Below are 17,634 nucleotides of genomic sequence, written 5' to 3' on the forward strand. Positions count from 1 at the left end.
CGATCAGCCACCGCAACGATCAGCCCCACGGCGATCCGCCCCCACGCCACCCCTCGGCGGTCCCACCCCCACGGCAACCCCGCCCGCCACTCCACCCACCACCCACCGCCCACCCACACAAAAGCGCCGGCCCGGCCCGGAATTCCGAGCCCGACCGGCGCTTGAGGTCACAGGTCACAGGTGGGGCGCCGCCCCGCAAGGGACCGGCGCCGCCCCGCGCGGGACTAGCAGCCCAGCAGTCGTGCGCCCAGGTAGGCCTGGATCTGGTCCAGGCTGACCCGCTCCTGCTTCATGGTGTCGCGCTCACGCACGGTCACCGCGTTGTCGTCGAGGGTGTCGAAGTCGACGGTGACGCAGAACGGGGTGCCGATCTCGTCCTGGCGGCGGTAGCGGCGGCCGATCGCGCCCGCGTCGTCGAACTCGATGTTCCAGTTCTTGCGCAGGTCCGTGGCCAGACCCTTCGCCTTCGGCGACAGCTGCGGGTTGCGGGACAGCGGCAGCACCGCGACCTTGACCGGCGCCAGGCGCGGGTCGAGCCGCATGACGGTCCGCTTCTCCATCTTGCCCTTGGCGTTGGGCGCCTCGTCCTCGATGTACGCGTCGAGCATGAAGGCGAGCATCGCGCGGTTCACACCGGCCGCCGGCTCGATGACGTACGGAGTCCAGCGCTCGCCGGCCTCCTGGTCGAAGTAGGAGAGGTCCTGGCCGGACGCCTTGGCGTGCGCCGACAGGTCGTAGTCGGTGCGGTTGGCCACGCCCTCCAGCTCGGAGAACTCGGTGCCGCCGAAGTTGAAGCGGTACTCGATGTCAGCGGTGCGCTTGGAGTAGTGCGAGAGCTTCTCGGCCGGGTGCTCGTACCAGCGGATGTTCTCCTCGCGGATGCCGAGGTCGCGGTACCAGTTCCACCGCTCGGCCATCCAGTATTCCTGCCACTTCTCGTCCTCGCCCGGCTTGACGAAGAACTCCATCTCCATCTGCTCGAACTCACGGGTCCGGAAGATGAAGTTGCCGGGCGTGATCTCGTTGCGGAAGGACTTGCCCATCTGCGCGATGCCGAACGGCGGCTTCTTGCGGGAAGTCTGCTGCACCTGGGCGAAGTTGGTGAAGATGCCCTGCGCGGTCTCGGGGCGCAGGTAGGCGACCGAGGCGGTGTCCTGCGAGGGGCCGAGGTGGGTGGAGAGCAGGCCGGAGAACTGCTTGGGCTCGGTGAAGCCGCCCTTGTTGCCGCAGTGGGGGCAGTTGACGTCGGCGAGGCCGTTCTCGGGGAGCCGTCCGTGCTTGGCCTCGTACGCCTCCTCCAGGTGGTCCGCGCGGAAGCGCTTGTGGCAGGAGGTGCACTCGGTGAGCGGGTCGGTGAAGGTGGCGACGTGGCCGGACGCCTGCCAGACCTCGGGGGCCAGGATCACCGACGAGTCGAGACCGACGACGTCTTCGCGCGAGGTGACCATGGCGCGCCACCACTGACGCTTGATGTTCTCCTTGAGCTCGACGCCCAGCGGACCGTAGTCCCAGGCAGCGCGGGAGCCGCCGTAGATCTCACTGCACGGATAGACGAAGCCACGGCGCTTGCTCAGGCTGACGATGGTATCGATCTTGTCGGCGGCCACGGTGCTCTCTTCATTACGACGACGAACGATGGATGGGCGGCGCCCTAGCGTCTCCATGAGGGGTGCTGGTCAAAAGACGGCCGGGCGAATAGTTCAGGGTACCGGCGGCCGTACCCCCTGGATCAAATCGGTTCCGGCCCACTGTCGCCCCGCTCACACCGGCCCATCCGTTGTTGACAATCGTTTCCAACTTTGTTGAAAATGAGTGTCATGAACATACGCCGTCCCATATCCACCGCGACCCTCGCCGGAGTCTCGGTGCTCGGCCTGCTGGCCCTCTCCGCCTGCTCCCCCTCGGGTGGCGCCCGCACCGAGGACGGCAAGCTGAAGGTGACAGCGTCCTTCTACCCCATGGAATTCCTCGCCCGGCAGGTCGGCGGGAAGCACGTCGAGGTGACCGACCTCACCAAGCCGGGGGTCGAGCCGCACGACCTGGAGCTCTCCCCGAAGCAGACCGCCCAGCTCGGCGAGTCCGGCGCGATCGTCTACCTCAAGGGCCTGCAGCCCGCCGTGGACGACGCCGTGGAGCAGTCCGGCGCCAAGAACGTCGCCGACGCGGCCTCCCTCACCAGCCTTGAGGAGCACGGCACCGAGGTCGACGGCCACCACCACACCACCGGCGACAACCACTCGCACTCGGAGTCCGAGGGCGGCAAGGACCCGCACATCTGGCTCGACCCGGTGAAGTACGCCGAGGTCGCCAAGGGCGTCAACAAGACCCTCGCCAAGGCCGACCCGAAGCACAAGGCCGACTACCAGAAGAACACCGACGCCCTGGTGGAGAAGCTGGACGGGCTGAACACCGAGTTCAAGGACGGGCTGAAGAAGCGGAAGTCCGACACCTTCCTCACCACCCACGCGGCCTTCGGCTACCTCGCCGAGCGCTACGGCCTCACCGAGGAGGCCATCAGCGGACTCGACCCGGAGTCCGAGCCCAGCGCCAAGCGCATCAGGGACCTGCACACCCTCGCCAAGGACCACCACGTCTCCACGGTCTTCTTCGAGACGATCGCCAACCCGGCCACCGCCAAGGCCCTGGCCGGCGATCTCCATCTGAAGACCGATGTCCTCGACCCGCTGGAGGGGATCAACGCCAAGTCCCGCGGCAAGGACTACTTCGGCGTCCAGCGGGCCAACCTCGCCGCGCTGCAGAAGGCGCTCGGCAGCAAGTGACGGACACCGCACCGCACGTGACGGAGGTCACCATGAACCAGCCGCCCACCCAGCCGGTGATCGACCTGCGCGGGGCGACCGCCTCGCTGGGCGCCCGTCCCGTGCTGCGCGGCGTCGACCTCACCGTGCGGTCCGGTGAGGTCGTCGCGCTGCTCGGCGCCAACGGCTCCGGCAAGTCCACCGCCGTACGCTCCGTGATCGGCCAGGTCCCGCTCACCGGCGGTGAGCTGGCGCTCTTCGGCACGGAGTTCCGGCGGTTCAGGGACTGGGCCCGGATCGGCTATGTCCCGCAGCGCACCACCGCGGCCGGCGGTGTGCCCGCCACGGTCCGCGAGGTCGTCACGGCCGGCCGGCTGGCCCGTACGAAGCTGGGCATCCTGCGCAAGGCCGACCGGGCCGCGGTGCACCGGGCGCTGGAGCTGGTCGGCATGGCCGACCGCGCCAAGGACTCCGTCAACGCGCTGTCCGGCGGCCAGCATCAGCGGGTGCTGATCGCCCGTGCGCTGGCCGGTGAACCGGAACTGCTGATCATGGACGAGCCGATGGCCGGCGTCGACCTGGCCAGCCAGGAGGTGCTCGCCGGCGCCCTGCGCGAACAGGTCGGCCGCGGCGCCACGGTCCTGCTGGTGCTGCACGAGCTGGGCCCGCTGGAGCCGCTGATCGACCGCGCGGTGGTGCTGCGGGACGGCTGCGTCGTCCACGACGGCCCGCCGCCCGAGGCCGTGGGCCAGCATGCGCTGCCCGGCCATGACCATGTCCACCCGCACGCCGACGCGGCCGCGGAACCGATCCGGACGGGGCTGCTGAGCTGATGGAGATCCTCAACTACGCCTTCATGCAGCGGGCCCTGATCGCCGCCCTGATCGTCGGCGTCACCGCCCCCGCCATCGGCATCTACCTCGTCCAGCGCCGCCAGGCCCTGATGGGCGACGGCATCGGCCATGTCGCGCTGACCGGCGTCGGCCTCGGCTTCCTGCTGAACACCAGCCCCATCTGGGTCGCCACCGCCGTCGCCATCGCCGGCTCCGTCGTCATGGAGCTGATCCGCTGGTACGGCAAGACCCGCGGCGATCTCGCCCTGGCCATGCTGTTCTACGGCGGTATGGCGGGCGGCGTGATGCTGATGAACCTGTCCGACGCGGGCTCCAACGCCAACCTCGGGACCTACCTCTTCGGCTCGATCACCACCGTCTCGCCGCAGGACATGACGACGATCTATGTGCTGGCCGCCCTGGTGCTGGCGATCACGATCGGCCTGCGCCGCCAGCTGTTCGCGGTGTGCCAGGACGAGGAGTTCGCCCGGGTGACGGGCCTGCCGGTGCGGCTGCTCAATCTGCTGGTCGCCGTCACCGCCGCGGTCACCGTCACCGTCGCCATGCGCGTCGTCGGACTGCTGCTGGTCAGCGCCCTGATGGTGATCCCGGTCGCGGCCGCCCAGCAGATCAGCCGCAGCTTCGCGGTGACCTTCTCGGTGGCGGTGGCGATCGGTGTCGCGGTCACCCTGACGGGCACCACCACCTCGTACTACGTGGACGTCCCGTCCGGCGCGACGATCGTGCTGTTCGCCATCGGGGTGTTCGTGCTCTTCACCGGGCTCGCCGCGCCGCTCGCGAAAAAGCGTGCAAGGGCTGCCGCAGAGGCCTCGAAGGGGTGCACTCTGGAGGTACCCGGCGACCGCACCGTCACCGACGATGTGAGTGTGTCCGGGTGAGCACGGGCAAAGAGGAGCCGGCGCACCACCGTCGGCAGACAGATGCGTGTACGGGTAAGCGTCTCACCGGGGAGCCGGTCATCACCTGGCACAATGGCGGGACGCACGGCAGGGGGAAGTCCTGACGTCCTAGGGAGGCAACGGTGGCGACGAGCGCGGGATCTCCGGTACGCGGCCGGTCGACGCGGCAGCGGACCGCGGTGTCGGCCGCACTCGACGAGGTCGACGAGTTCCGCAGTGCGCAGGAGCTGCACGACATGCTCAAGCACAAGGGCGACTCGGTCGGGCTGACCACCGTCTACCGGACGCTGCAGTCCCTCGCCGACGCCGGTGAGGTCGATGTGCTGCGCACCAGCGAAGGCGAGGCGGTCTACCGCCGGTGCAGCACCGACGATCACCACCACCACCTGGTGTGCCGGGCCTGCGGCAAGGCCGTCGAGGTCGAGGGCCCCGCGGTGGAGAAGTGGGCCGACCAGATCGCCCGGGAGCACGGCTTCCAGGACGTCGCGCACACCATCGAGATCTTCGGGACCTGCGGCGAGTGCGCCGCCCGGACCGCCGAGAAGCAGTAGCCGACGGCAAGGACAGCAATGCGTACGGGCCGCCTCCGATGACCGGAGGCGGCCCGTTACGCGTCTGCCCGCGGCCCTTACGTCGCGGACTCGCCGTCCGCCAGCTGCGCGCCGCCGAACCTGCGGTCCCGCTTGGCGTACTCCAGGCACGCCTCCCACAGGTTCCGCCGGTCGAAGTCCGGCCACAGAATGTCCTGGAAGACCATCTCGGCGTACGCGCTCTGCCAGATCAGGTAGTTCGAGGTCCGCTGCTCACCCGACGGCCGCACGAAGAGGTCCACATCCGGCATGTCCGGGTAGTACATGTACTTCGCGACGGTCTTCTCGTTGACCTTCGACGGGTCCAGCTTTCCGGCCCGCACATCCGCCGCGATGGCCGCCGCCGCGTCCGCGATCTCGGCCCGGCCGCCGTAATTCACGCAGAAATACAGCGTCATCGCGTCATTGTTCTTGGTCTGCTCCTGAGCGATCTGGAGCTCCTGCACGACCGACTTCCACAGCTTCGGCATCCGCCCGACCCAGCGGATACGGATACCCAGCGCGTCCATCTCGTCACGGCGCCGCCGGATGACATCGCGGTTGAAGTTCATCAGGAACTTCACCTCGTCGGGCGACCGTTTCCAGTTCTCCGTCGAGAAGGCGTACAGCGAAAGGTTCTTCACACCCATTTCGATGCAGCCCTTGAGGACGTCCATGACGACGCCCTCGCCGACCTTGTGGCCCTCGGTGCGCGGCAGCCCGCGCTCCTTGGCCCACCGGCCGTTGCCGTCCATGACGACCGCCACATGGTTCGGGACGAGCTCACCGGGGATCTTCGGCGGCCGCGCACCGGAAGGGTGCGGCTCGGGCGTCACGTACTCACGTCGATTACGGCCCAGAATCCCGCGTCGTGCCATGCGGCCCACGTCTCCTATGTGTCTTGAGGGCGTTTTGCCTTGAGGGGCGTATGTGTCTTGAGGGTGGTTTCGCTATTTCTCTACGTACCGGAGAGAGCGCAGGCCCCGCTCCAGATGCCAGTGCAGATACGCCGTGACGAGCCCACTGCCCTCCCGGGCATGACGGGCCTCACAGGCGTCCGCGGTCTCCCAGTCGCCGGTCAGCAGCGCGCTCAGGAGCCCAATGGCCTCAGAGGAGGGTACGACGCTCCCCGGCACCCGGCAGTCGCCGCAGGTCACCCCGCCCGACGCGACCGAAAAGAACCGGTTGGGACCGGGCAGCCCGCACCGTGCGCAGCTGTCGAAGCTCGGCGCGTAGCCGTTGACGGCGAGCGAGCGCAGCAGGAACGCGTCCAGCACGAGATGCGGCTCGTGCTCCCCGCGGGCCAGCGTCCGCAGCCCGCCGACCAGCAGCAGGTACTGCTGCACGGCGGGCTCGCCCTCGTGGTCGGTGAACCGCTCGGCGGTCTCCAGCATGGCCGTGCCGGCCGTGTAGCGGGCGTAGTCCGTGACGATCCCGCCGCCGTACGCCGCGATCGTCTCGCTCTGCGTACACAGCGGCAGCCCGCGCCCGATCAGCTCGCTGCCGCGCGCATGGAACTGCACATCGACGTGCGAGAACGGCTCCAGCCGCGCCCCGAACTTCGACTTCGTCCGCCGCACCCCACGGGCCACCGCACGGACCCTGCCGTGGCCCCGGGTGAGCAGCGTGATGATCCGGTCCGCCTCACCCAGCTTCTGGGTGCGCAGCACGATGCCGTCGTCGCGGAACAGACTCATGGCGCCATTCTCGCGCATGGCGGCCGGGCCGCGGTCGCCCGGCCTGCTGCGGCGTCCGGGCCGGGCGCCGCTGGCGGCGCGCGCCTGGTACACGGCGTTGCCCGCCGGGCATCGGCCGGTCGACGGGCGGCGGTCGTCGCGCTCCCCATTTCCTTGATCCGCTTCATCACGTCCACCTTCCGTAAACGGCCTCACTGTTCGCATGCAGAGCGTGACGCTGTGGAATTGCGCTGTGGAATTGCGCTGCGCAACGAGGTGAGCCCTACAACTGCCTTGCAGGGAAAGGAGGAAGCCATGGCCGACGCACCGCTCCCCCCCCACGACCCCGCGCCCGCCTTCCCCGCGACCGCCTGGGCCGCGTTCGCCGGTGCCGTCAAAGACGGGCATTTCCCGGGCGCCTGACCAGCTTTCACCGGGCGTACACAACAGGGACACAAAGGCCCCGCCATCCCACTGGATGACGGGGCCACATCACGTTATGGTCCGGGTCATCGCGGGCGGAAGACGACCTTCCGTACTTCTCAGTCGCCCCGTGGAAGTGGCCCTCACGGCTCGTCAACTGCCCGGTAGCATCCGGTGATGTTCGGCAGCACATCGCCGTGAAGGCCGGCCGATCCAGTCAGTACCCCAATTGAGGATCTCGATGACATCCATACCGGAGGCGCTGTTGTGGTGCCTCAGCGCAGGTACGGCCGCCGCCGTGGTCCTGGCGGCGCTCTCGATCCGTGCGGGCAAGCAGCGCGCGGACCTGAGAAGGCGCCTGTCCACCGCTGAGGAACAGAGCAGCGCCACGCTCCACAGCAATACGGAGCTGACGGCCCGGCTGCGCGCCACCGAGGCCGAGATCCGGCATCTGGCCGGTAGCCGGCTCCCCGACCTGACGCTGGCGCTGGCCCACCCCCATGTGCCCGTACCGGGGCTGCTGGACGCGCGGTTCACCGGGTCGGAGACCGAGCAGGCGCTGAACGCCGTACTGGAGCAGGTCAGCGACGCGATCACCAAGGAGCGGGCGCGCGTGGACGCCGCCGCCCAGTCCACCCTCCGCGGGGCGACCACCACCATCCAGGCGCTGCTCTACCAGCTCCAGACGTCGCTGCAGGAGATGCAGCACCGCTACGACGACCCGAACGTCGCCCAGGACCTGCTGAACGCCGACTTCCTCAACGAGCAGGCGCTGCGGCGCATCCAGGCCACCGGCGTCGTCTGCGGCGCCTGGCCGGGCCTGACCCGCGAGGACTCCTACCTCGCCGAGCTGGTCGTCGGCGCCACCTCCCGGCTGCGCGGCTACGAGCGTGTGAACATCAGCAATCAGCTGCGCGACCCGGTCGCGGTGGTCGCGCGGGCCGTGGAGCCGATCGCGATCGTGGTGACCGAGCTGCTGGCCAACGCGCTGCACCACTCGCACCGTGAACTGCCCGTCACCATCACCCTCCAGCAGGGCAACCGCGGCGCCTCGGTCATCGTCGACGACTACGGCGTCGGGATGCACGACGACGAGATCAAGGCGGCGATGGAGCTGCTGTCGGGTGACGAGGACCTGCTGCTGACCCAGCTCGGTGACCCGCCGCGGTCCGGGTTCGCGGCGGCCGGTCAGCTGGTGCGTCAGTACGGCTTCGGCGTGCATGTCGAGCCCTCGCCGTACGGCGGGGTGCGTGCGGTCGTGTACATCCCGGGTGACCCCCTCCTCACCGTCCTCGACGAGAGCGCCCAGCCGATGTCCGTGATGGCTCCTCTGCCGCACCGTTCCGCGGTGCCGGATCGTTCCTCCTCCGTGCTGCCCACCGGTTCCGCGACGCCGCCGCAGGCCGCCGCCGCGCCCGCCGCGCAGCCCGCACCCGCCGCGCAGCCCGCGCCCGCCCCTTCCTACGAGGCACCCGCCCAGCAGGCCGAAGGGGAACTCCCGCGCCGGCGGCGCCGGAAGCCCGTGTCCGAACTCGACGAGAGTGCCGCGCGCACCGAGTCGGCTCCCGAGCGCTCCCCGGAAGAGACCGGAACCCGCTGGGCCGCGCTCCAGCGCGGCACCGAATCCGGCCGGGCAGCCGCCCAGTCAGAACCCCCTCGCAGTCCCGAAGGGAACGCTCAGTCATGAACAGCCCCACCCGCCGCCGTGTCGCCGAGGACAAGTCCTGGGTGCTGGAGCCCCTTTTGGAGTTGCCGCATGTGATTCACGCAGCCGTCATCTCCGGCGACGGATTCATCGAGGGCTCCTCGCCCGGCCTGAAGCGGGACTCCGCCGAGGGCGTCGCCGCGATGATGTCCGCGCTGCAGGGTGCGGGCCGTGCCGTCACCGCGGCGTTCGCCGAGAAGGACGACACCCGGCTGCGGCAGACCGTGATCGAGTCCGATGAAGGCTTCGTCTTCGCGATACCGGCCGGCGAGAACACCTGCCTGGCCGTCTTCGCCGGCCCGGAGGTGAACATGGGTGTGGTCGCGCACCATATGCAGGTCCAGGTCACGACCCTGGGCAACAAGGTCATGAACAGCCGGGCACGGGACCTCGGTAACCCGGCATGACCCCGCGCCAGAGCAGCGGCAGGCGCCTCGTACCGGCCTATCTGGCGACCGGCGGACGCGCCCAGCCCAGCCGCAACACCTTGGACCGGCTCACCCTGCTGCACAGCGTGGGGATGCCGATCACCAGTGAGGTACGCCCGGAGGAGCACCGCATCCTGGAGCTGCTGCAGCCCGGGGCGCTGTCTCTGGCCGAGGTCGCCGCCCACCTTCACCTGCCCGTGAGCGTGGTGAAGGTGCTGGTGGCCGATCTCGTCGACGCCGGGCGACTGCACGCCCGTGCCCCCATCCCCGAAGCCGAGCAATTCGACCGACACATCCTGGAGAGGGTTCTCGATGGACTCCGCTCTCTCAAGTCCTAGCCCCGGCACCGGCGCGAGCACCGGCAGCATGTACCTCTCCGGCGAGAACCAGACACTGGTCAAACTGCTGATCGCGGGACCGTTCGGGGTCGGCAAGACCACCCTCATCCGTGCGCTGTCGGAAACCCCGCCGCTGCACACCGAAGAGGTCATGACCCAGACCGGCGCCGCCGTCGACGATCTCGCCGGAGTACGGGAGAAGACCACCACCACCGTCGCCATCGACTTCGGGCGGCTGACCCTGCCCGGGGACCTGGTGCTGTACCTGTTCGGCACGCCCGGACAGAAGCGCTTCCGTCCCCTGTGGCAGGACATCGCCCGCGGCGCACTGGGCGCCCTCGTCCTCGCGGACACCCGCCGGCTGGCGGACTCCTTCGAGGTGATGGACATCGTCGAGGAGGCCGGGCTGCGCTACGCGGTCGCGGTCAACACCTTCCCCGACGCGCCCGAGTACAGCGTCGAGAAGCTCCGCGAGGCGCTCGATCTGCACCCCGAGACGCCGCTGGTGATGTGCGACGCCCGCGACCAGGAGCAGTCCGTCGACGCGCTGATCGCGCTCGTCGGGCACGTCCTGGCCCACACCCCCGAGGAGAACCCGAACCCGTGACTTCCCCGCACCAGCCGGGAGCCGCACCGCCACCGGGCTGCCCGGCGCACGCCGCCCCGTACCAGCAGGCACCGGCACAGCCCGACGCCCATACGCCGGTGAAGCTCTACGGACCGGACTTCGCCGCCGACCCGCACCGCATCTACGCACAGCTGCGGCAGTACGGGGCGCTGGCGCCGGTCGAGATCGCGCCGGAGGTGACCGCGATGCTGGTCACCGACTACCGGGCGGCCCTCGACCTGCTGCACGACGACAGCACCTGGTCCAAGGACTCCCGTGAGTGGATGACGACCGTCCCCGCGGACTCGCCGGTCATGCCGATGCTGATGTGGCGCCCGAACATCTTCTACGCCGACGGGCCGGCGCACGTCCGCTACCGGGACGTCGTCGTCGACAGCTTCAAGCTGGTCGAGCCGCATGAGCTGCGGGCCCGCGTCCACCACGCCGCGGACACCCTGATCCAGCGCTTCGGGGCGCACGGCGAGGTCGATCTGATCGCCGACTACGCGCGGCTGATCCCGCTGCTGATGTTCAACAACCTCTTCGGGATGCCCGACTCCTACAGCGACCGGCTCATCGAGGCCATCGCGGGGATGCTGGACGGCACCTCCCCCGAGGAGGCGGCGGCCGCCAACGAGGCGTACACGAACTACATCATGGAGCTGGTCGGCTCCAAGAAGGCCGAGCGCGGTCCGGACCTGACGTCCTGGTTCATGGACCATCCCAACGCGCTCAACGACGAGGAACTGATCCACAACATCATCCTCACGATGGGCGCGGGCAACGAACCGCTGGCCAACCTCATCGGCAACGCGCTGTCGCGGATGCTCTCCGACGACCGTTACTACAACACCCTGTCCGGTGGCGCGCTGACCGCGCACGACGCCATCAACGAGGTGCTGTGGAACGACCCGCCGCTGACGAACTACTCCGCCCACTTCCCGGTCCGTGACGTCTTCTTCCACGGCACCTGGGTGCGCAAGGGGCAGCTGGTGATGGTGTCGTACGCGGCCGCCAACAGCCAGTTCGACACCACGTCGCTGGGGACGCCCGGTTCGGGCGGCGGCTCACACCTGTCCTGGGCGGCGGGTCCGCACGCCTGTCCCGTGAAGCGGCATGCGCTGCTGATCGCCACCACCGCGATCGAGCGGCTCACGGCCTGGCTCTCCGACATCGAACTGGCCGTGGACGCAAGCGAGTTGCAGTGGCGCAACGGCGCGTTCCACCGGGCTCTCGTCGGGCTCCCGGCCCGCTTCACCCCGATCACCCCCGACCAGGCAGGAGCCACTCCATGGCACAACAGGGACAGCAGCCCTTCGTCATCGACCCGGTCGGAAGCGACATCCACGGGGAGGCAGCCCGCCTCCGCGCGCTAGGTCCGGTGGCGCGGACCGAGCTGCCCGGCGGTATCGAGGCCTGGTCGGTCACCAGCCACACCCTCCTCAAGCAGCTGCTGACCGACGACCGGGTCTCCAAGAACCCCCGGGACCACTGGCCGGCCTGGCAGCGCGAGGAGATCCGCAGCAGCTGGCTGCAGTCCTGGATCGGCGTCACCAACATGTTCACCGCGTACGGCGCCGATCACCGCCGGCTGCGCAAGCTGATCGCCCCGGCGTTCACGGCCCGCCGCACCGACGCGATCCTGCCGCGCGTGGAGAGCATCACCATGGCGCTGCTGGACGACCTCGCCGCGCACCCCGCGGGCGAGCCCCTGGACCTGCGGGCGCGCTTCAACCACCCGCTGCCCATGCAGGTCATCTGTGAGCTGTTCGGCTTCCCGGAGGGCGAGCAGCGCGCCGAACTCGCCCGCCTCGTCGAGGCCATCATGGACACCACGGCCACCCCGGAGCAGGCCGCCGCCACCGCGGCAGGCGTCCATGCGCTGCTGTCCGAACTGGTCGGCAGCAAGCGGGAGAACCCGGCCGACGACCTCACCAGCCTCCTGGTCTCCGCGCGGGACGACGAGGGCCAGAAGATGACCGAGCAGGAGCTGCTGGACACCCTCCTGCTCGTCATCGGCGCCGGTCACGAGACCACCGTCGACCTCCTCGGCAACGCCGTGCACGCCCTGCTGACCCACCCCGAGCAGCTCGAGCTGGTGCGCTCGGGCCAGGTCCCCTGGGCCGACGCCATCGAGGAGACCCTCCGCTGGGCCCCCAGCATCGCCGCCCTCCCGCTCCGCTTCGCGGTGGAGGACATCGACATCCCGGACGGCCCGACCATCCGCAAGGGCGAGGCGATCCTCCCGGCGTACGCGGCGGCCGGCCGGGACGCCGCGTTCCACGGCGACACGGCGGCCGACTTCGACATCCGGCGGACCCGCCAGGAGCACCTCGCGTTCGGCCACGGCGTCCACCACTGCCTCGGCGCCCCGCTGGCCCGTATGGAGGCCCGGATCGCCCTCCCGGCCCTCTTCGCCCGCTTCCCCGACCTTCAACTGGCCACCGCCGACGAGGAGTTGGAACCCACCAGCGGCTTCATCTCGAGCGGTCTGCGCAGCCTGCCGGTCCGTCTGACCCCGGCGTGAACCCGGCCTGAAGCGGCCCGACGCTCCGGCACCCGGCCCCGTCACCCCATCCGGGTGGCGGGGTCGTCGGCCATCCCGGCCGGGGCCGCCAGGGGCCCGGGGACGCCGGGGCCCCCGACGGGGACCTCCCCGTCCGGAAGAGGGCCGCCCCCGCCCACGGCCCGCGCGTCATCCACGGCGCGGAGCAGGCCGATGAACTCCCGCTCGGCCGGGGAGAACGACGTCTCACGGGAGGTCGCCAGCACGATCGCGCAGGCGGGCAGCTCGGGGTCGGGCCGGAGGAGGGCCAGCCGCTCCTCCAGCAACTCCCGGGCCACACAGCGCCGCGGGAGCACCGCGATGCCGAGGCCGGCCAGCACCGCGGGCTTGAGCGTCTCGTTCCCGCTGATCTGCGGACAGCGCGCGGGCGACAGCTTCCAGCGGGCCGGCGCGTCGTCCTGGGCCCGGCGCGTCGCCGAGCCCTCCTCCCGGAACAGGAAATGCTGCCGCTCCAGGTCGGCCGGGGTCACCGCGCGACCGGCCAGCGGATGTCCCGGATGCGCGACGAGGAGGAACTGCTCAGCTGATGACCGCGTAACAGAGCCGGTGAGCCCTGCGCCGGACGAGGGCGGCAGGAGCCGGGCGGGAGGGGCCCAGTGCCTCTCAGGACGGCGTACGCGCCGTCGCCAGCAGGCGGTTCGTCTCGGCGGGGCGCAGCATGAGGGCGCTGCCGACCGTGCTCAGCACCTCGCGTTCCGCGGGGGTGTAGGAGCCGTCGGCGAGGGCGATGCGGGCGGCCTGGAGGAGGAGGGATTCCCGGCCCGCGGGGGCGAGATGCGGGGCGAGCGGTTCCAGCGCCTCATGGAGCTCTATGGCCAGGGCGGTGCCGCACGGGTCCAGGCCCTGGTGGCCGCAGTGGCCGCCGGTCACCGCGTCGTAGGTGCCGGTCAGCCGGCCGGTGTCGGCGGCGAGGGCGGCGAGCAGGGTCAGCAGCTCGTCCTCGGAGCAGTCCGCGAAGCCGGCCGCACGGACCGTGTCGACGGCGGTGTCGCGGACCGCGCGGGAGGAGGTGCCGCCGGCGGCCAGCAGCGCGAGGGTGACGGTGTGGACGGCGTCCCTGAGCATCGCCGAGAAGCGGAGGGTGGTGGGGTGGTCCAGGGCGTCCGGGCCGAAGTGGCCGTGGCAGGCGGAGCACTCCAGGACCGGTCCGGCGGCGCCGCGGGAGAGGAGCGGGAGGCCGAGGAGGGTGAGCCGGCGACGGCCGGTCCGGCGGAGGTAGTTGCGGTCCCCGCCGCAGTCCGGGCAGAAGAACTCGCCATCGGCGACGGTCCGCCAGGACGTGCGCACGCCCATCACACACATCTTGTGCATCACGTCAGCCCTCCGTAACTCACCCGTGGCCCTCCGGACACGGGAGGCACCCCGACGGCCCCCTCGTCGTATGGGACGTGATGTTAGCCACATACGTGATGCGGCGTCAGCACCCCGTACCGGACAACTGGCCGGATGACGAAGGACCCCGCCCCTCCGGAAGGTAGGGGGCGGGGCCTATGGACGCCGTGAAGAGCATGGCCATGAGGAGGCGGGCGACGGGTGGGGCGGCTGAGGGGGCCGCTCCTGACGGGGCCCGGCTTGGCCAAAACCGGTGGGGGTACGGCAGGCCGCGCCGGGACCGGCGTCAGCCTTACGAGGTCATCAGCGCCCGGCTCACCTGCCGTGTCTGGTTGTCCAGACCGCGGGCGTTGGGGTGGACGAAGGTGCAGGCCTCGCCGGCACCGGGGAGGGAGCGGCACTGCTCGTTCGGCGGGTCGGTCTGGCCGCCCTCACCGGTGAGGTTGTCCTTGATGCCGTACATCCACTTGGCGTCGCCGCTCTCGCACACCCCGTGCGCCGCACTCGGCCCGTAGGTGTCGACGTAGCTCGCGGCGTGGTAAGCGGCGTGCTTCTCCAGCAGTGCGTTCAGGCGCAGTTCGAGGCCGTCGAGCCAGGGCATATCGCCCTTCTTGACGCTGCCGAGCTGGTTCCAGTGCCAGAAATTGCAGCCGGTGTTGTCGGGGACGATGGCCGGATAGCCCACGACGGCGACCCGGGCGTGCGGTGCGCGCCGGTGGATCACCGTCATCATGCGGGCGAGGTCGGTGTCCAGCTGAGTGAACCGCTCCTCCAGCCAGTCCTCACCCGCACCACCGTTGCTGTAGTGGTTGGTACAGGGCCTGAGCTGCAGGGGCTTGGTGACGCCCAGTTCGAGGCACTTTTTCACGATGGACCCGAAGCCGAGGGAGTTGCCGCCGATGCCGACGGTCACGTAGTCGGTGTCCTGGGACAGCGCGTCGACCTGCGCGGGCAGATCGGACCAGCCGCCCGGGGGCGGGATGGTCGGCGGCCCGTAGATCTTGGAGGCCGGCTGGGGTGCCAGGACCCCGTCGACCACCTCGGCGGCCCCGCAGGTCACATCCGTCAGCTCGAATCCGAGCTGACCGGCCACCTGATGCGGGTAGTTGCGCCCGGAGCGGCCGCAGCCGTCGTCCTCCTCCCAGGGGCGGACGAACACCCCGGCGCTGTACGAGTCGCCGAGCGCCACATACTCCGGGCGGTCCGCGTCCCGGGCCGGGGCTCCGGATGCCGCCGGGGCGAATGCGGAGGCCACCACGGCGAGCGAGGCAACCGCCGCGACGGCCAGCCGGGAGAGTGCGGGCATGCCATATCTGCTCATCTGCACGTCCTTGGTGTCCGCGCCGCGGCCTGTCCGACGGGCGCTGATCACCAAACGTACTGAATCACTTACTCACCGTGACAGGCGCGGAGTCCAAACCCCACCTTCAGGTGGCGGGGTCGCACAACGGCGCCCCCGCGGCTCGGTGAGAGCCACGGGGGCGCGAGAGGAGGTGCTCGTGCCGGGTCAGCGGCCCGCGCGGTTCACGGCGGAGACGACGGCCTTCAGCGAGGCGCGCGTGGTGTTGGCGTCGATACCGATGCCCCACAGGACCTTGTCACCGATCGCGCACTCGATGTACGAGGCGGCCAGCGAGGAGGCACCCTCGCTCATGGTGTGCTCCTGGTAGTCCAGCAGCCGCGCGTCCACGTCGATGCTCTGCAGCGCGTCGAAGAACGCGGAGATCGGGCCGTTGCCGGTACCGACCAGCACCGTCTCCGCACCGTCCACCTCGGCCTCGACGGTGAGGGTGTCGATGCCGTCCTTGTCGGTGGTGGTCTGGCCGTTCTTGACCTGGATGCGGCCCCACGGGTTCTCGGGGTTGGGCAGGTACTCGTCCTGGAAGGCCGACCAGATGGCGGTCGGCGTGACCTCGCCGCCCTCGGTGTCGGTCTTCTCCTGGATGATCCGGGAGAACTCGATCTGCATCCGGCGCGGCAGTTCCAGCTTGTGGTCGTTCTTCAGGACGTAGGCGATACCGCCCTTGCCGGACTGCGAGTTGACGCGGATGACGGCCTCGTAGGAGCGGCCGACGTCCTTGGGGTCGATGGGCAGGTACGGGACCGCCCACTCGATGTCGTCCACGGTCTTGCCGGCGGCGGTGGCCTCGGCCTCCATGGCGTCGAAGCCCTTCTTGATGGCGTCCTGGTGGGAGCCGGAGAAGGCGGTGTAGACCAGATCGCCCGCGTAGGGGTGGCGCGGGTGGATCTCCATCTGGTTGCAGTACTCGCTCGTACGACGGATCTCGTCGATCTGCGAGAAGTCGATCTGCGGGTCGACGCCCTGGGAGAACAGGTTCATGCCCAGCGTCACCAGGTCGACATTTCCGGTGCGCTCGCCCTGCCCGAACAGACAGCCCTCGATGCGGTCGGCACCCGCCATGATCGCCAGCTCGGCGGCGGCGACCGCGGTGCCCCGGTCGTTGTGCGGGTGTACGGACAGGCATACGTGCTCGCGCCGGGACAGGTTGCGCGACATCCACTCGAAGCGGTCGGCGTGGGTGGACGGCGTGGAGCGCTCGACGGTGGCGGGCAGGTTCAGGATGATCTCGCGGCCCTCTTCGGGCTGCCAGACGTCACAGACCGCCTCGCAGACCTCCAGCGCGAAGTCCAGCTCGGTGTCGGTGAAGATCTCCGGGCTGTACTGGTAGCCGAAGATCGTCTCGTCGCCGAGGATCTTGTCGGCGTACTCCATGACCAGCCGGGTGCCGTCCACGGCGATCTGCTTGACCTGCTCCTTCGAGCCGCGGAAGACGACCCGGCGGAAGGTGGGGGCGGTGGCGTTGTACAGGTGCACCGTGGCGCGGTGGGCGCCGCGCAGCGACTCGACGGTGCGCTCGATCAGCTCCTCGCGGGCCTGCGTCAGGACGGAGATCGTCACGTCCTCGGGGATCGCGCCCTCTTCGATGATCGAGCGGACGAACGCGAAGTCCGTCTCCCCGGAGGAGGGGAAGCCGACCTCGATCTCCTTGTAGCCCATGCGCACCAGCAGATCGAACATCTCGCGCTTACGGGCGGGCGACATCGGGTCGATCAGCGCCTGGTTGCCGTCCCGCAGGTCGGTGGAGAGCCAGCGGGGCGCGACGGTGATGCGGTTGTCGGGCCAGGTGCGGTCGGGGATGTCGACCGCTTCGTAGCGGCCGTACTTGTGGACCGGCATCCCGGAGGGCCGCTGCAGCTGCGTCGCGTTGGTGACCGGGGTGGGCCGGCCGACGGCATGACCTGCGGGGCTCGACGGATTCGTCATGGTGCGTAGGGCTCCTCGTATGTCCGCTGGGGGTCCCCCTGCTCCACAAGAGCCAGGGAGAGGCCGACGGGGCGATAGATCGCAACACCGAACTCCGCGGGGAGGGGGTCGGCCTACGACTACAGGCCCTCGCCGCGGCAGCTAAGGAGAAGCAGCCCGAAACGCATGATGCACAGCACCCTAGCTGAGGTA

The 17,634-nt window shown here is 69.9% G+C and carries 17 protein-coding genes; 10 read left to right on the plus strand and 7 right to left on the minus strand.

Annotated elements, in window-relative coordinates; all coding sequences use genetic code 11:
- Positions 1–224: 224 nt before the first annotated feature.
- Positions 225–1,607: a glycine--tRNA ligase gene (locus NUT86_RS14100; protein WP_018088167.1), complete on the minus strand. Its 1,383-nt coding sequence runs from the start codon at positions 1,605–1,607 to the stop codon at positions 225–227.
- A gap of 210 nt (positions 1,608–1,817) precedes the next feature.
- Here NUT86_RS14100 and NUT86_RS14105 point away from each other — a divergent pair, with 210 nt between their 5' ends.
- From NUT86_RS14105 to NUT86_RS14120, 4 genes are all read left to right on the plus strand, one after another.
- Positions 1,818–2,780 (plus strand): metal ABC transporter substrate-binding protein, encoded by a 963-nt coding sequence (locus tag NUT86_RS14105; RefSeq protein WP_274735513.1) that lies wholly within the window; start codon positions 1,818–1,820, stop codon positions 2,778–2,780.
- A 32-nt stretch (positions 2,781–2,812) separates the two neighbouring features.
- Positions 2,813–3,592, plus strand: coding sequence for a metal ABC transporter ATP-binding protein (locus tag NUT86_RS14110; RefSeq protein WP_159488303.1), 780 nt, complete (start codon positions 2,813–2,815; stop codon positions 3,590–3,592).
- Positions 3,592–4,491, plus strand: a complete 900-nt coding sequence (locus NUT86_RS14115; protein WP_018088170.1) for a metal ABC transporter permease — start codon at positions 3,592–3,594, stop codon at positions 4,489–4,491. Before NUT86_RS14110 ends, NUT86_RS14115 begins: the two co-directional genes overlap by 1 nt.
- 143 nt (positions 4,492–4,634) lie before the next feature.
- Positions 4,635–5,063 carry a Fur family transcriptional regulator gene (locus tag NUT86_RS14120; RefSeq protein ID WP_026169378.1) on the plus strand — a complete coding sequence of 143 codons (429 nt, stop codon included), beginning with the start codon at positions 4,635–4,637 and terminating at the stop codon, positions 5,061–5,063.
- 77 nt (positions 5,064–5,140) lie between these two features.
- On the opposite strand, the gene NUT86_RS14125 is transcribed toward NUT86_RS14120, so the two are convergent.
- Together NUT86_RS14125 and recO are read right to left on the minus strand one after the other, a co-directional pair.
- A complete protein-coding gene (locus NUT86_RS14125; RefSeq protein WP_026169379.1) occupies positions 5,141–5,959 on the minus strand; it encodes an isoprenyl transferase in 819 nt (272 codons plus the stop codon).
- 72 nt (positions 5,960–6,031) lie between these two features.
- Positions 6,032–6,778, minus strand: a complete 747-nt coding sequence (gene recO / locus NUT86_RS14130; RefSeq protein ID WP_026169380.1) for a DNA repair protein RecO — start codon at positions 6,776–6,778, stop codon at positions 6,032–6,034.
- Between the two features lie 643 nt (positions 6,779–7,421).
- Between recO and NUT86_RS14135 the strand changes: the two genes are divergently transcribed.
- The 6 genes from NUT86_RS14135 to NUT86_RS14160 are packed head-to-tail and all read left to right on the plus strand — an operon-like array spanning position 7,422 to position 12,785.
- On the plus strand, positions 7,422–8,867 hold the full coding sequence (locus tag NUT86_RS14135) for an ATP-binding protein (protein WP_018088174.1): 1,446 nt from the start codon (positions 7,422–7,424) through the stop codon (positions 8,865–8,867).
- A complete protein-coding gene (locus NUT86_RS14140; RefSeq protein WP_018088175.1) occupies positions 8,864–9,292 on the plus strand; it encodes a roadblock/LC7 domain-containing protein in 429 nt (142 codons plus the stop codon). The genes NUT86_RS14135 and NUT86_RS14140 overlap by 4 nt, the downstream gene beginning before the upstream one ends.
- Complete coding sequence (locus NUT86_RS14145; protein WP_085927072.1) at positions 9,289–9,651, plus strand: DUF742 domain-containing protein; 363 nt, start codon at positions 9,289–9,291, stop codon at positions 9,649–9,651. Before NUT86_RS14140 ends, NUT86_RS14145 begins: the two co-directional genes overlap by 4 nt.
- A 28-nt stretch (positions 9,652–9,679) precedes the next feature.
- The gene (locus NUT86_RS14150; RefSeq protein WP_018088177.1) at positions 9,680–10,258 is read left to right on the plus strand and encodes a GTP-binding protein; all 579 of its coding nucleotides are present in this window, start codon (positions 9,680–9,682) and stop codon (positions 10,256–10,258) included.
- The gene (locus NUT86_RS14155; RefSeq protein WP_018088178.1) at positions 10,255–11,634 is read left to right on the plus strand and encodes a cytochrome P450; all 1,380 of its coding nucleotides are present in this window, start codon (positions 10,255–10,257) and stop codon (positions 11,632–11,634) included. The genes NUT86_RS14150 and NUT86_RS14155 overlap by 4 nt, the downstream gene beginning before the upstream one ends.
- The gene (locus NUT86_RS14160; RefSeq protein ID WP_274735518.1) at positions 11,550–12,785 is read left to right on the plus strand and encodes a cytochrome P450 family protein; all 1,236 of its coding nucleotides are present in this window, start codon (positions 11,550–11,552) and stop codon (positions 12,783–12,785) included. Before NUT86_RS14155 ends, NUT86_RS14160 begins: the two co-directional genes overlap by 85 nt.
- A 41-nt stretch (positions 12,786–12,826) precedes the next feature.
- On the opposite strand, the gene NUT86_RS14165 is transcribed toward NUT86_RS14160, so the two are convergent.
- From NUT86_RS14165 to leuA, 4 genes are all read right to left on the minus strand, one after another.
- Positions 12,827–13,399, minus strand: a complete 573-nt coding sequence (locus NUT86_RS14165) for a LysR substrate-binding domain-containing protein (RefSeq protein WP_274740475.1) — start codon at positions 13,397–13,399, stop codon at positions 12,827–12,829.
- 28 nt (positions 13,400–13,427) lie between these two features.
- On the minus strand, positions 13,428–14,135 hold the full coding sequence (locus NUT86_RS14170) for a TerB family tellurite resistance protein (protein WP_018088181.1): 708 nt from the start codon (positions 14,133–14,135) through the stop codon (positions 13,428–13,430).
- 313 nt (positions 14,136–14,448) lie between these two features.
- Positions 14,449–15,477, minus strand: a complete 1,029-nt coding sequence (locus NUT86_RS14175; RefSeq protein WP_274735520.1) for an SGNH/GDSL hydrolase family protein — start codon at positions 15,475–15,477, stop codon at positions 14,449–14,451.
- A 186-nt stretch (positions 15,478–15,663) separates the two neighbouring features.
- Positions 15,664–17,442: a 2-isopropylmalate synthase gene (leuA, locus tag NUT86_RS14180; protein ID WP_274735522.1), complete on the minus strand. Its 1,779-nt coding sequence runs from the start codon at positions 17,440–17,442 to the stop codon at positions 15,664–15,666.
- Positions 17,443–17,634: the final 192 nt, after the last annotated feature.

The sequence above is a fragment of the Streptomyces sp. G7(2002) genome (genome assembly GCF_028870195.1).
In the GTDB taxonomy this organism is placed as follows: domain Bacteria; phylum Actinomycetota; class Actinomycetes; order Streptomycetales; family Streptomycetaceae; genus Streptomyces; species Streptomyces nigrescens.

Excerpts from the sequence above, each read along its gene's own strand:
- NUT86_RS14160 (WP_274735518.1), top strand. The coding sequence starts at position 11,550 with ATGGCACAACAGGGACAGCAGCCCTTCGTCATCGACCCGGTCGGAAGC.
- NUT86_RS14145 (WP_085927072.1), top strand. The coding sequence starts at position 9,289 with ATGACCCCGCGCCAGAGCAGCGGCAGGCGCCTCGTACCGGCCTATCTG.
- NUT86_RS14135 (WP_018088174.1), top strand. The coding sequence starts at position 7,422 with ATGACATCCATACCGGAGGCGCTGTTGTGGTGCCTCAGCGCAGGTACG.
- NUT86_RS14115 (WP_018088170.1), top strand. The coding sequence starts at position 3,592 with ATGGAGATCCTCAACTACGCCTTCATGCAGCGGGCCCTGATCGCCGCC.
- NUT86_RS14170 (WP_018088181.1), bottom strand. The coding sequence starts at position 14,135 with ATGCACAAGATGTGTGTGATGGGCGTGCGCACGTCCTGGCGGACCGTC.
- leuA (WP_274735522.1), bottom strand. The coding sequence starts at position 17,442 with ATGACGAATCCGTCGAGCCCCGCAGGTCATGCCGTCGGCCGGCCCACC.
- NUT86_RS14150 (WP_018088177.1), top strand. The coding sequence starts at position 9,680 with ATGTACCTCTCCGGCGAGAACCAGACACTGGTCAAACTGCTGATCGCG.
- recO (WP_026169380.1), bottom strand. The coding sequence starts at position 6,778 with ATGAGTCTGTTCCGCGACGACGGCATCGTGCTGCGCACCCAGAAGCTG.
- NUT86_RS14125 (WP_026169379.1), bottom strand. The coding sequence starts at position 5,959 with ATGGCACGACGCGGGATTCTGGGCCGTAATCGACGTGAGTACGTGACG.
- NUT86_RS14105 (WP_274735513.1), top strand. The coding sequence starts at position 1,818 with ATGAACATACGCCGTCCCATATCCACCGCGACCCTCGCCGGAGTCTCG.
- NUT86_RS14140 (WP_018088175.1), top strand. The coding sequence starts at position 8,864 with ATGAACAGCCCCACCCGCCGCCGTGTCGCCGAGGACAAGTCCTGGGTG.
- NUT86_RS14175 (WP_274735520.1), bottom strand. The coding sequence starts at position 15,477 with ATGAGCAGATATGGCATGCCCGCACTCTCCCGGCTGGCCGTCGCGGCG.
- NUT86_RS14110 (WP_159488303.1), top strand. The coding sequence starts at position 2,813 with ATGAACCAGCCGCCCACCCAGCCGGTGATCGACCTGCGCGGGGCGACC.